Here is a 13,181-nt window from a genome sequence, read left to right as displayed (position 1 = left end):
AAAAAACCGCCGTGTCACAAACGGCGGTTTTTTTATTCATTTCATCAGGCAGTAACGCCCCACGACTTATCAATTCTGAATAATATGTAAATTATCCGTTTTCAGTAAATCAACTTTTTTACCATTGATTGTTGCCGTCGCTGACTTCACGGTGAAAGTAAGTTTATGGTAATCACACAAGTCACCGTTTTTCATCAAGATATATCCCATCGACTTAAAAGAATCCCCCATACCCTGTTCAGCACCCAGAGTATTGAGACCCAAAGGAGGAAAAGCGACCATTCTTTCGTCGCTAACTCCAACATCATTTTTTAATATCAATTCCACACGTAAGTTCGCAACATGAATTAACTTATTCGTATTGACAACAAATCCAATCTGACACAGAGGAATATTATCAATCCTGCCAAATAATCCCGCATATTTTTCTAATGTTAACTCAGGAAGTTGCTGACTAAAATCATTACGGCGCTTTCGATCTTTTTCACAATAATCAAGATAATCGCGTTGTGTCATCTTTTTTATATAGCTGTTATCGTAATAGTGCCAGGATTGTTGGCAATCGACATCTACACTCTGGCCATTAAAATACATCTGTGCTAAATAATCAGCGGCCGCCTGTAATTCTTTATCATAAGCTTTTTTAAAAAAATACAGCGCTTTATCGTAATCAACGTTAACCATTACGCCAGAATAGTACATACGACCTAACGTATACAATGCTTCTCCATTACCTTGCTGCGCCGCCATTTCATACCATTTCCGGGCTTTCTCTCCATCTGGTTGTAATCCCAATCCGGCGTGTTCATAAAGAAAACCTAACAGCGTCTGTGAGTCGGCATCCCCCTTCTCGGCCGAAATTCGGAGCCATTTCAGCGCTTCAGCAATATCTATCGTTTTCGTTTCATTATTAAAATACAAAGTAGAGACCAGTTTTGCCGTCTGATACGCGACCTCAGGATCACCCTCTCTCGCCCAGAGTATCGCTATCCGCGCAAGATGTGATGAGTCAAAACCTATTCGACTCAGCAGTTTTCGCTCATCTGATTGCGGGGCATAAAAATAGAAACTTAAGCCTTGAATAAAATGAGGACGAAATGAAAGGTCTCTATATGCCTCAAGTTTATTACTATAAACACTCCCAATTATACGTTCACTCACCTTTTTATCGAGATTGATATTGGATAGATTAATTTTTTCTCTAAGCTGTTTTGCTAATGTTTTCGCTTGCGTAATGTCCTTTTGGGTACCGATGCCATATTCATAGAAATAAGCCGCATTAAAGCAACCATAATCACCGTCCAAATCACAAGCCTGCTCGTAGTACTTTATTGCTTGCGGAATATCCACAGATACTGAAACGCCGTACTCATAAATAAACCCCAGTTCTGCCAGCGCCTGGGCGTTATTATCTTTGGCTAACGCTTTTAGCTCATTTAGCGCCTGAATATCTTTCTGCGCAATACGGCTATACAACGCGTCAATATCATCACCTGCCTGGCATACCGATGCGAAAGAAAGCCCAAGCAGAAGCAAAAGATTCCATTTCCGTTTTATCATTTTTCATTCCCTTATTCTTTATCTAAAAAGCGCACACTGTCAGCTTTCAGTAAATCGACATTCTTACCGTTAATCGTTGCCGTAGCGGATTTCAGCGTAAAATGGATATCGTCAATCCCGTGACAAAAATCTTGCGTATACAGCGGGAGATCGTATGGGGTAACGAGAGGATCAACATCATGATTTTGCATATCTATCCCCAGAGTATTCAAACCGAATGGCGGAATCATCAACGTTTCCTCAGTTGCCATTCCATCAGCATTCTTCAGTTCAAGCGTAATATGCAAATTCGCCATGTTACGGATTTTATCTGTGCCAATCTGAAAAATTAGTGCGCATTCTTTCGGTTTAGCCGTTATCCCGCGAGAGAAAATACTCTCTTTTTTCAGGGTTACTTTAGGTAAAGCATCCGCGTTGTTTTTTCGACTCTGAATATCCGCTGCGCATTTACTTAAAAATATTTTTTCCTCAACTTTCTTACCTACATATCGAGATGCTTTCTTGTAATACGACCAGGCTTTATCACAATCAGGTGCAGTACCTAAACCGTTATAATACATCCAACTCAACGGCATCGTTGAGCGCGAATTAGTACCATCATTTTCAACCTGCGTAAATAATGCCAGCGCTTTAGCGTAATCAGTGCGCCCTGTTGCGCCAGAATAATAGATTTTACCTAACGCAGTCTGTGCATCGCTGTCCCCCTGCTTAGCCGCCTGTCCATACCATTTTTGTGCTTCCTGAATGTCTGGCTTAATCCCCCACTCATCGCCCTCTCCCCCCGAATAAATACCCCCCAAGAGAGATTGGGCCTCAACGACGCCTTTTTCCGCGGCGGCGCGAAACCATTTCAACGAGGCTGGCCTGGCCTTATAAGGCTCATCCACATAATGACCAGAGAAATCATTAAGGGTGAGTAACCCCAGTTGATAATCCATTTGTGGATCGCCGTCCTGCACCCATAGCGTAGCAAGGCGGAACGTTTTTTCCTGATTAAATCCGATACGACTAAAAAAAAGCGCATCGCTCTCTGGCCTATTATTTAGAAGATTAAATAGTGCATTAATAAATTCTGGTCGCTGCGATTTATCCGTATCGGCCAATACTTTTGCCGTGAAAATTTCTTGCGAAAACTTATCGATATATTCTTGCTCAATCAATAAATTATCCAGATTCATTTTTTTAGCATACTTATTGGCCTGAGCGCTATCTTTGGCCACTCCGTCGCCATACTGATAAGCATACTTCACATTATAACAGCCGTAGTTACCGCCAAGTTCACAGGCCTGCTTGTAATACTGCAACGCCCGCTCGCGATTCATCGGCACACCAATACCGTATTCATGGATAAACCCCAGTTCATCCAGAACCGAAGCTCTTTTTTCCACAGGCAAAGCATCAAGATCCTTCTGGGTAAGCGCAGCATATTTTACATCATCTTTACCGTTGTTATCTGAAGCATTCACCTGGCTAACAAATAAAATACCCGCCAAAATACATAATGATAAATATTTAATTTCCATAACGAATTCACTCCTTGAATAATATAATAAATGCGACTGCTGACGAACCTTCTGCCTGATAAACGCGCGCCATCACGCAGAAAGTTTGCTATCAGTCTCGGCGTTGTTGAATAAATCAAATTATCAGAAGATGGACGAATCTGATCATTGCAGTCGTTTCAGAATCGGGTTCCTATGGCAAAGCAAAAGTTTAAAATCACCCACCGGCCAGCCACACTCAGGCAGCGCGGTTCGCTGACAGTCTGGCTTGACGAGTTCTGCTATTGCAACAGGGAGCAACAGCGCACACAGCCTGAAGGCCGTGGCTAACCGCTACACTATACTGATATGGCTCAGATAGCCACTACAGCTCAAGGAGATCGGAATATGAATGAGCACAAGGCTATGCTGGCTCTCCCGATCGCCCCTATCGTGTTAACAATTTATCTCTTGTTTAGCTCAACTGTTTCAAAAACATAATATTTGCTAATTAACCCTCTATTTACCCGGCACACTCCCCGCACTACACTACTCCCAGCTTTTATACAGAGGTGGCAATGAACGATTATAAAATGACGCCAGGGGAGCTGCGCGCCACATGGGGTTTAGGGACCGTCTTTTCGTTGCGTATGCTGGGCATGTTTATGGTTCTACCAGTACTGACCACATACGGTATGGCGCTACAGGGCGCCAGCGAAGCATTAATCGGCATTGCGATCGGCATTTACGGGCTGGCGCAGGCTATCTTTCAAATTCCCTTTGGGCTGCTGTCCGACCGCATTGGCCGCAAACCGCTGATTGTCGGCGGACTGGCGGTATTTGTCGCGGGTAGCATCATTGCCGCGCTCTCCCACTCTATCTGGGGCATTATTCTGGGGCGAGCACTACAGGGGGCCGGCGCTATTGCCGCCGCCGTCATGGCGCTCCTGTCTGACCTGACCCGCGAGCAAAACCGCACCAAAGCGATGGCGTTTATCGGCGTCAGCTTTGGTATCACCTTCGCGATTGCGATGGTATTAGGGCCGATCGTTACCCATAGTCTGGGATTGAACGCGTTGTTCTGGATGATCGCCGCCCTCGCCACTCTGGGCATTCTTCTGACGATCTGGGTGGTTCCCAACAGTACCAACCATGTGCTGAATCGCGAATCCGGGATGGTCAAAGGCAGCTTCAGTAAAGTGCTGGCGGAGCCGAGGCTGCTCAAGCTCAATTTCGGCATTATGTGTCTGCATATTTTATTGATGTCCACCTTTGTCGCCCTGCCCGGCCAGCTTGCCGATGCCGGTTTCCCTGCCGCCGAACACTGGAAGGTGTATCTGGCAACCATGGTGATCGCCTTTGCCGCCGTCGTGCCTTTTATCATCTATGCTGAAGTCAAACGGCGGATGAAGCAGGTATTCCTGTTCTGCGTGGGGCTCATTATCGTCGCGGAAATCGTGTTGTGGGGAGCGGGCCAGCATTTCTGGGAGCTGGTGATTGGCGTACAACTCTTTTTCCTCGCCTTTAATCTGATGGAGGCGCTGCTGCCTTCGCTGATTAGCAAAGAGTCGCCCGCGGGGTATAAAGGAACGGCGATGGGCGTCTATTCTACCAGTCAGTTTCTTGGCGTGGCGCTTGGCGGCTCGCTGGGCGGCTGGATAGACGGCACGTTTGATGGGCAAACCGTTTTCCTTGCCGGGGCCGTACTGGCGATGGTATGGCTGGCAGTGGCAAGTACCATGAAAGAACCGCCCTATGTCAGCAGCCTGCGCGTGGAAATTCCAGCGGATATTGTTGCTGACGACAGGCTAAAACAGCGGCTGTTAGCAATGAAAGGCGTAAGCGAAGCGCTGATCGTGGCGGAAGAGCATTCCGCTTACGTCAAAATCGACAGCAAAGTGACCAATCGCTTTGAAGTTGAACAGCTTATCAGCAAAGGATGAATGCTGCATTGCCGGATGGCGGCGAGGCTCTATCCGGCATAACAACTTAATCGCGGAAGTTTTTGAACTGGAACGGCTGGCCCAAATCGCCGCCGCGAACCAGCGCCATTACCGATTGCAGATCGTCACGTGATTTGCCCGTCACGCGAATCTCTTCCCCCTGAATTTGCGCCTGCACCTTCAGTTTGCTGTCTTTAATCAGCTTGACGATTTTCTTCTGCACGGCGCTTTCAATGCCCTGCTTCAGCTTCGCTTCCACATACCAGGTTTTACCGCTATGCACGAACTCGTCCGATACATCCAGCGAAGCGCCTTCAATACCGCGTTTAAGCAGCTTGGCGCGCAGAATATCGAGCAACTGATTGACCTGGAAATCAGACTCGCTCAGCACCTTGATGGTTTTATTGGCATCGTTCAGTTCAATAGTCGCCTCTACGCCACGAAAGTCAAAACGAGACTCAACCTCGCGAACCGCGTTATCCACGCCGTTACGCGCTTCCTGCAGATCAACTTCAGAAACAATATCGAAAGATGGCATCTTTTCTTCTCCCTTCATTTTCGTTGCGTTGCATAATACCTGCAACGAGGCTTAACGAGAAGCTTAGCTGATGACGCTATAATTAGCGCCATAACACCTGGCGCTGTTGCAGGTGAGGAGGAACAATGAAAATTACTGTACTGGGATGCGGAGCCTTAGGACAACTTTGGCTTTCGGCACTGTGCAAACACGGACATGACGTACAGGGCTGGCTACGGGTGCCACAACCTTATTGCAGCGTAAATCTGATCGATACCGATGGTTCCTTTTTCAACGAATCACTGACGGCAAACGATCCGGATTTTTTGGCGAAGAGCGAACTGTTATTAGTCACGCTGAAAGCGTGGCAGGTTTCCGACGCAGTACGAACCCTGGCGTCAACCCTACCGGTGACGTCGCCTATCCTGCTCATTCATAATGGAATGGGAACCATAGAAGAACTGCAAAATATCCAACAGCCGATGTTGATGGGGACTATCACCCATGCTGCGCGCCGCGACGGTAATATCATTATTCATGTCGCTAACGGTACTACGCATATTGGCCCGGCGCGCGAGCAAGACGGCGATTACAGTTATCTCGCCGATATCCTGCAGGGGGTACTGCCCGATGTCGCCTGGCATAACAATATCCGCGCAGAGATGTGGCGCAAACTGGCCGTCAACTGTGTTATCAACCCGCTCACCGCGCTTTGGAACTGCCCGAACGGCGAGCTGCGCCATCATACTGATGAAATCAACGCAATTTGCGAAGAGGTCGCCGCCGTGATTGAACGTGAAGGCTACCACACATCGGCAGACGATTTACGCTATTATGTTGAGCAAGTGATTGACAGTACGGCAGAAAACATCTCATCCATGTTGCAGGACGTGCGCGCCATGCGCCATACCGAAATTGACTACATCACCGGTTATTTACTCAAGCGCGCCCGCGTGCACGGTCTCGCCGTTCCGGAAAATAGCCGCCTGTTTGAAATGGTAAAGCGAAAGGAGAGTGAGTATGAGCGCTCAGGCACTGGTATGCCTCGCCCCTGGTAGTGAAGAGACCGAAGCGGTCACCACTATCGATCTGCTGGTTCGCGGCGGAATCCACGTCACTACCGCCAGCGTCGCCAGCGATGGCAACCTGACGATTGTCTGCTCGCGCGGTGTAAAGCTACTGGCGGATGCGCCGCTGGTTGAAGTTGCCGACGGCGATTATGACATCATCGTGTTGCCCGGCGGAATTAAAGGCGCCGAGTGCTTTCGCGACAGCCCGCTGCTGGTCGAAACCGTAAAGCAGTTTCACCGCTCCGGGCGCATTGTCGCAGCCATTTGCGCCGCAGCCGCTACAGTGCTCGTGCCGCACGATATCTTCCCTATCGGCAATATGACCGGTTTTCCGGCGCTGAAAGATAAGATCCCCGCCGAACAGTGGCAGGATAAGCGTGTGGTGTGGGATGCGCGGGTAAAATTATTAACCAGCCAGGGACCGGGTACCGCTATCGATTTTGGCTTGAAAATCATCGACTTGTTGGCTGGTCGTGAAAAAGCGCATGAAGTGGCTTCGCAACTGGTGATGGCGGCGGGGATTTATAACTACTACGAGTAAGAATGATTGCCGGATGGCGGCGTAAACACCTTATCCGGCCTACAAAACGGTACAGTCTGTAGGCCGAATAAGCGGCAGCGCCATCCGGCAGTTATTTTACGGGCGTTCGCCCTGCGCCAGACGCGCATTAATATGCGCAATCACCCCAGGTAAATCCGCCAGTGAATCCACCACGTAATGCGCCCCGGCGGCGTACAGCTTGCTGGCCGCGTGCTCGCGGCGGACCGCAACGTCCTCTTTCGACATTGTCTGATAGGCGTCCCATGTTGCGCCGAATTCGTTACCCGATACCGCCAGCCCCACCGTCCACATCCCCGCGTTAAGCCCCTCGCTAATGCCCGGCGCGGCATCATCTACCTTCACGCAGTGCGCGACCGCATCAATGCCCAGCGCAATCACGTTTTGCAGCGCCATCCACGGCCCCGGGCGGCCACCCGCGGCCAGGTCGTCCGTTGCCACCCAATGATCCGGACAATAGCCATGCCCGGCGGCGGCGGGGACCAGGCGCTCCATCACCGCTCGTGGGTAACCGGAGCAGGAGCCTATCTTAATGCCCTCGGCTCGTAGCGCCGCGATCGTGTCGATAACTCCGGCAATAGGAGAAGAAAAATCGACAACTTTAGCAATCTGTAACGGCATGAAGGCGGCATAGATGGCATCAATATCTGCTGCGCTCATGGAGCGGCCAAACTTTGCCTGCCAGCGCGCGTCAACAGCAGGTAATTTTCCCAGCGCTTCAATGTGTTGCCATTTACCCAGCCCCATTGGCACGCGTGCTTCGGCGAGGGTGATCTCTACATCAAATGCCTGACGGAACGCCTCGACGAAAATTTGCGTCGGCGCGAAGGAGCCAAAATCGACGGTGGTGCCCGCCCAGTCGAGAATAACAGCGTGAATACGGTTCATCATGGTTCCTTATTTCGTCCAGTACATGGCGGTACGAATGGCGGTCAGCAGGGCCGTGATATCGGCGGCATATACTTCGCCAATGTTGCCGATGCGGAAGCAGTCGCTTTGCGACACTTTGCCAGGATAGATAACAAAGCCCTGCTCTTTGAGGCGGCGATAAAATTCGCTAAAGCGATACTGCGGGTCTTCCGGTGAATAAAAGGCGGTGATAATGGGCGAGTGAAGTTCGTCATCCAGCAGCGTGTTAAAGCCCAGCGCCCGCATTCCGGCCACCAGGCTGCGCTGATTTTGCTGATAGCGTTGATGACGTGCCGCCACGCCACCTTCTTCCGCCAGCTCTTTCAGCGCCTGTGCAAACGCCAGGACGGTATGTGTGGGCGAAGTAAAACGCCATTTGCCGTGGTTATCCTCCATGCAGCGCCACTGGGCGTAGAGATCTAACGACAGCGAGCGGGAATGCCCTTTGCACGCGGCCAGTTTTTGCTCGCGGGCAATCACGAAGGCAAAACCCGGCACGCCCTGAATGCATTTATTGGCGGAGCTGATCAGATAGTCGATGTGTAATGCTGCAATATCCATGGGGATGCCGCCGAAGCTGCTCATGGCGTCAACAATGTAGGTTTTGCCATAGCGATGCGCCAGAGCGCCCACCTCATCAATGGGGTTGAGCATCCCGGTGGTCGTTTCGCTATGCACCATGGCGATATGGCTGATCGTCGGGTCGGCGTTGAGGATCGCGTCGATCGCCTGCACGTCCGGGCGCGCAACTTCGCCGCAGTCGTAAGCGTGATGGGCGATACCCATAAGGCCGGCCATCTCGACCATTCGTGCGCCGTATGCACCGTTGCTGACGATCAGCACCTTATCCTGCGGACCCAATGCGCTGCCCAGTACGGCTTCCACAGCATAGCTGCCGCTGCCTTGCAGCAGTACGGAGGTGTAGCCTTCGGAGGCCGTTGCCAGTGCGGTCAACTGCTGGCGGATCTGTTCTACCACGCCGATATTGTAATCATCATCCCAGGTACAGCTATCGAACAACATCGCTTCTTTCACGGTGCGAGAGGTGGTGAGCGGGCCAGGAGTCAGCAGCAGATAGTTACGCGAAGTCATGTTATTTACCTTTGGTCTATACCAGATTGCATTTATCATGACGATCTTTGCCGCGACGGGTCAAAGAGAAAATCGCGCTGCAACAAAAAATTCATCTCTGCTTGTATAATGGCGGCAGGTAAAACGGAAGCGAGTAAGCATGAAATCTATCCCGGGCGATATCCCGCAGTACCTGTTGATCAAGGCGCAGCTTCAGGCGCGTATTCAGAGCGGTGCGTTGAAAAGCGGTGATAAACTGCCCTCTGAACGCGAACTGTGCGCGATCTTCAACACCACGCGCATTACTATTCGCGAAAGCCTGGCGCAGCTGGAGTCCAGTGGGCTTATCTGGCGCGCCGATCGTCGCGGTTGGTTCGTTACGCCGGAACGCCTGTGGCTGGATCCGACCCAGAACACCAACTTCCATAAGCTTTGCCGCGAGCAGGGGCGGGAGCCAAAAACCGCGCTACTGAGCGGCGTGTTAACCACCGTGCCTGTCGAGGTCATGGAGCCCCTCCAGCTCCAGCCGTTTGATCAAATCTATCTGCTGACCCGTCTGCGTTACGCCGATGGCCGCGCCGTGTGCTACTGCGAAAACCATTGTTTGCCCGCCCGCGTGCCTGAGCTGCTGCAGTACGATCTCAACGGCAGCCTGACCGAGGTATACGAGTCGCACTACAACCTCGTCTATACCAGCATGCATCTGTCGTTCTACCCCACCGCCATGCCTGCGCAGGCCGCACATGCGCTGGGAGTTATGGAAGGGCGCCCGGCGCTGTTGCTGCGCCGTCTGAACTACGATCAACACGGGCGAGTGCTGGATCTGGATATCGAATACTGGCGTCACGACAGCCTGCGCATTGAGGTAGATACCCACTAGCGGGTGCGCCGGATGTTGGCTGCGGGACTTATCCGGCCTGTCAATCGTATCGTCTCACGGCTATCCGGATAAGCGCAGCATCATCCGGCGTGGACTGATTTATTTCTCTTTCATCGTTTTGTCATATAAGCCGTTTAGCGTAAAAAGCAAACCTGGTATAGGCCAGAAAATGCAACGTACGCTATGAGGCTATTACGATGAAACTTTCCCGACTTGCTCTGCTGTCTGTCTTCGCTCTCGCCAGCGCCCCGTCATGGGCGGAATCAGTGGTCACGGTGTACTCCATCGACGGGCTGCACGATGGCGATAACAGCTGGTACCAGGTGCAGTTTGACGCATTCACCAAAGCGACCGGCATTACCGTACGCTATGTTGAAGGCGGTGGTGGCGTGGTAGTGGAACGTCTGGCAAAAGAGCGTACGAATCCGCAGGCCGACGTGCTGGTAACCGCGCCGCCATTCATTCAGCGCGCCGCCGCCGAAAAGCTGCTGGCGAACTTTAACACCGACGCCGCATCGGCTATCCCCGATGCCAACAACCTTTATTCGCCGCTGGTAAAGAACTATCTGAGCTTTATCTACAACAGCAAGCTGCTGAAAACTGCCCCGGCGAGCTGGCAGGATCTGCTTGACGGTAAATTCAAAAATAAACTCCAGTATTCCACGCCAGGCCAGGCCGCTGACGGCACGGCGGTAATGCTGCAGGCTTTCCACAGCTTCGGCAGTAAAGATGCCGGTTTTGCGTATCTCGGCAAGCTGCAGACCAATAACGTCGGGCCATCTGCCTCTACCGGCAAGCTAACCGCGCTGGTTAATAAAGGTGAAATCTACGTCGCTAACGGCGACCTGCAAATGAACCTCGCGCAAATGGAACGTAACCCGAACGTGAAAATCTTCTGGCCGGCCAACGACAAAGGCGAGCGCAGCGCGCTGGCCATCCCTTATGTCATTGGCCTGGTCCAGGGGGCGCCGCAGAGTGAAAATGGTAAAAAGCTGATTAACTTCCTGCTGAGTAAAGAAGCGCAGACTCGCGTCAGCGAACTCTCCTGGGGAATGCCGGTACGCAGCGACGTGACGCCGAGCGACGAACATTATAAGGCCGCCACTGCCGCGTTAGAAGGCGTGCAGAGCTGGCAGCCAAATTGGGATGACGTAGCCGTTTCGCTGTCGGCAGATATTAGCCGTTGGCACAAAGTGACCGAAAGCGAGTAAGCCTGATGCTGATGAAAACGACTGCCGTTCACGCCCCTGCATCGCAGGGGACATCGGGGATAGTCCTCGACTCGCTGCGCGTTGCGTATCACGGCAACGTGGTGCTTAAACCGCTCTCTTTGACGATTGAACCTGGCGAAGTGCTGGCGCTGATTGGCCCATCAGGATCTGGAAAAACGACGGTGCTGCGTGCGGTTGCGGGCTTTGTGCAGCCTGCAGGCGGTCGTATTCTGATTGGCGATACGGACGTCACCCATCTGCCACCCTATAAACGCGGGTTGGCGATGGTGGTGCAGAACTACGCCTTGTTCCCGCATCTGAAAGTGGAAGACAACGTCGCTTTTGGCCTGCGTGCGCAGAAGCAGCCAAAGGCGCTAATTAATGAGCGTGTAACGCAGGCGCTGAAAACGGTTGGCATGAGTGATTACGCCGCCCGTTATCCGCATCAACTTTCCGGCGGCCAGCAGCAACGCGTGGCCATCGCCCGCGCGATTGCCGTGCGCCCGCGCGTGCTGTTGCTGGATGAACCACTGTCAGCGCTGGACGCACAGATTCGTCATAATATGGTGGAAGAAATCGCCCGTCTTCACCGTGAGCTGCCGGAACTCACTATTCTCTACGTCACCCACGATCAAACGGAAGCGCTCACTCTGGCCGATAAAATCGGCATTATGAAGGATGGCTCGCTGATTGCTCACGGCGAAACCCGCGCGCTATATCAGCATCCGCCCAATCGTTTTGCCGCCGAATTCTTAGGTCGCGCCAATATTCTCTCCGCCATCGCGCTGGGGATAACGGAGGCTCCGGGGCTGGTGGACGTCAGCTGCGGCGGTGCGGTGATTCGCGCGTTCAGCCGGGGCAGCCACCACGGTTACAACAAACTGCTGTGCATTCGTCCTCAGCACCTCAGCCTGACGCCGCGTTCGGCCGACAGCAACCGCTTCAACGCCACACTGCAATCGGTACACTGGCAGGGCGATTTAACCCATCTGTTGTGTGACGTTGCTGGCGAAACGGTGCGGATGGTGTTGACGCATGTCAATCCGCTGCCGCGCGTGGGTGACAAGCTGGCGCTGTGGTTCGAACCGGATGATGCGGTCCTGATTGAGGTATAACCATGTCACTCATTTTACCTCTGGAAAAACCGGCGCTTAACCTACGCCCGCTGCTGTGGCTGCTACTCCCGTTGCTGGTGCTGGCGACGCTGTTTTTCTGGCCTCTGTCGCTCATCGTTGAACAGGCGCTACGCGGTGCCAATGACGAGATCGGGCTCGAGACCTTCCGCCAGGTGGTCGACTCGAAACGCTTTGTCGGCGCGTTGCTGAACACGTTGCAAATCGCCTTTTTCGCCACCGCCGGTTGCCTGCTGCTGGGCAGCGTGATGTCGCTGATTCTGGTGTTTATTCCTTTCCCCGGCAGCGAGTTGATTGGTCGGGTCGTCGATACTTTTATTGCGCTGCCGACCTTCCTGATTACGCTGGCGTTCACCTTTATTTATGGGTCAGCGGGTCTGCTCAACGGTACGCTGATGAGCCTGTTTGCCTTTGAGCTACCGCCGGTAGATTTTCTCTACTCGATGCAGGGCGTCATTCTGGCGGAGATCACGGTGTTCACTCCGCTGGTGATGCGGCCACTGATGGCCGCGCTGCGGCAAATTGATAAAAGCCAGCTAGAGGCAGCCAGCATTCTGGGGGCGCACCCGTTACGGGTGATTGGGCAGGTGATTTTCCCGGCGGCGCTACCGGCGCTGATGGCTGGTGGCAGCCTGTGCCTGCTGTTGACCACTAACGAGTTTGGCATCGTACTGTTTATTGGCGCGAAGGGAGTTAACACCCTGCCGATGATGGTTTACAGCAAAGCGATTCTGGAGTCCGACTATACGGTCGCCTGCATGATTGCGTTGATTAACATTGTCTTGTCGCTGGGACTGTTCTCCCTCTATCGCCTGGCGGCATCGCGTACCGGCGTAAGGAGCTAGCC

Annotated in this window: 12 protein-coding genes and 2 pseudogenes; 8 read left to right on the top strand and 6 right to left on the bottom strand. The window is 52.3% G+C overall.

Annotated elements, in window-relative coordinates:
• Positions 1 to 69: 69 nt before the first annotated feature.
• On the bottom strand, positions 70 to 1,560 hold the full coding sequence (locus ABVM99_RS11015) for a tetratricopeptide repeat protein (RefSeq protein ID WP_023195356.1): 1,491 nt from the start codon (positions 1,558 to 1,560) through the stop codon (positions 70 to 72).
• 11 nt (positions 1,561 to 1,571) lie between these two features.
• Positions 1,572 to 3,083 (bottom strand): tetratricopeptide repeat protein, encoded by a 1,512-nt coding sequence (locus tag ABVM99_RS11010; RefSeq protein ID WP_023195355.1) that lies wholly within the window; start codon positions 3,081 to 3,083, stop codon positions 1,572 to 1,574.
• Between the two features lie 174 nt (positions 3,084 to 3,257).
• Between ABVM99_RS11010 and ABVM99_RS11005 the strand changes: the two are divergent.
• Together ABVM99_RS11005 and ABVM99_RS11000 are read left to right on the top strand one after the other, a co-directional pair.
• Positions 3,258 to 3,389 (top strand): annotated as a pseudogene (locus ABVM99_RS11005) (IS5/IS1182 family transposase); the annotation flags it as partial.
• Between the two features lie 230 nt (positions 3,390 to 3,619).
• Positions 3,620 to 4,984, top strand: coding sequence for an MFS transporter (locus tag ABVM99_RS11000; RefSeq protein WP_023195354.1), 1,365 nt, complete (start codon positions 3,620 to 3,622; stop codon positions 4,982 to 4,984).
• Positions 4,985 to 5,030: 46 nt separating this feature from the next.
• Here the strand turns inward: ABVM99_RS11000 and ABVM99_RS10995 are convergent, their stop codons facing one another.
• Positions 5,031 to 5,522 (bottom strand): YajQ family cyclic di-GMP-binding protein, encoded by a 492-nt coding sequence (locus tag ABVM99_RS10995; protein WP_001138914.1) that lies wholly within the window; start codon positions 5,520 to 5,522, stop codon positions 5,031 to 5,033.
• Positions 5,523 to 5,647: 125 nt separating this feature from the next.
• Here ABVM99_RS10995 and panE point away from each other — a divergent pair, with 125 nt between their 5' ends.
• Both panE and yajL read left to right on the top strand, forming a co-directional pair.
• Entirely contained in the window at positions 5,648 to 6,559 is a 912-nt protein-coding gene (gene panE, locus ABVM99_RS10990) for a 2-dehydropantoate 2-reductase (RefSeq protein ID WP_000705816.1), read from the top strand.
• Complete coding sequence (gene yajL / locus ABVM99_RS10985) at positions 6,522 to 7,112, top strand: protein deglycase YajL (protein ID WP_001275807.1); 591 nt, start codon at positions 6,522 to 6,524, stop codon at positions 7,110 to 7,112. Before panE ends, yajL begins: the two co-directional genes overlap by 38 nt.
• Before the next feature lie 8 nt (positions 7,113 to 7,120).
• Here the strand turns inward: yajL and ABVM99_RS10980 are convergent.
• The 3 genes and pseudogenes from ABVM99_RS10980 to phnW form a co-directional block, all read right to left on the bottom strand.
• Positions 7,121 to 7,203: pseudogene (locus ABVM99_RS10980) on the bottom strand (hypothetical protein); the annotation flags it as partial.
• A 5-nt stretch (positions 7,204 to 7,208) separates the two neighbouring features.
• Positions 7,209 to 8,018, bottom strand: coding sequence for a phosphonoacetaldehyde hydrolase (gene phnX, locus ABVM99_RS10975; protein WP_023195353.1), 810 nt, complete (start codon positions 8,016 to 8,018; stop codon positions 7,209 to 7,211).
• 9 nt (positions 8,019 to 8,027) lie between these two features.
• Positions 8,028 to 9,131 carry a 2-aminoethylphosphonate--pyruvate transaminase gene (gene phnW, locus ABVM99_RS10970; RefSeq protein WP_023182335.1) on the bottom strand — a complete coding sequence of 368 codons (1,104 nt, stop codon included), beginning with the start codon at positions 9,129 to 9,131 and terminating at the stop codon, positions 8,028 to 8,030.
• Positions 9,132 to 9,270: 139 nt separating this feature from the next.
• Here phnW and phnR point away from each other — a divergent pair, with 139 nt between their 5' ends.
• From phnR to phnU, 4 genes are all read left to right on the top strand, one after another.
• A complete protein-coding gene (gene phnR, locus ABVM99_RS10965; RefSeq protein WP_001628453.1) occupies positions 9,271 to 9,990 on the top strand; it encodes a phosphonate utilization transcriptional regulator PhnR in 720 nt (239 codons plus the stop codon).
• A gap of 197 nt (positions 9,991 to 10,187) precedes the next feature.
• Positions 10,188 to 11,201 (top strand): 2-aminoethylphosphonate ABC transporter substrate-binding protein, encoded by a 1,014-nt coding sequence (gene phnS / locus ABVM99_RS10960; RefSeq protein ID WP_023195352.1) that lies wholly within the window; start codon positions 10,188 to 10,190, stop codon positions 11,199 to 11,201.
• A 5-nt stretch (positions 11,202 to 11,206) separates the two neighbouring features.
• Positions 11,207 to 12,316, top strand: coding sequence for a 2-aminoethylphosphonate ABC transport system ATP-binding subunit PhnT (gene phnT / locus ABVM99_RS10955; RefSeq protein WP_023195351.1), 1,110 nt, complete (start codon positions 11,207 to 11,209; stop codon positions 12,314 to 12,316).
• Between the two features lie 2 nt (positions 12,317 to 12,318).
• On the top strand, positions 12,319 to 13,179 hold the full coding sequence (phnU, locus tag ABVM99_RS10950) for a 2-aminoethylphosphonate ABC transporter permease subunit (RefSeq protein WP_052938344.1): 861 nt from the start codon (positions 12,319 to 12,321) through the stop codon (positions 13,177 to 13,179).
• The last annotated feature ends 2 nt before the right edge of the window (positions 13,180 to 13,181 follow it).

The sequence above is a fragment of the Salmonella sp. SJTUF15591 genome (genome assembly GCF_043356435.1).
GTDB lineage: Bacteria > Pseudomonadota > Gammaproteobacteria > Enterobacterales > Enterobacteriaceae > Salmonella > Salmonella enterica.
This window is presented reverse-complemented; position numbering and strand designations above follow the sequence as displayed.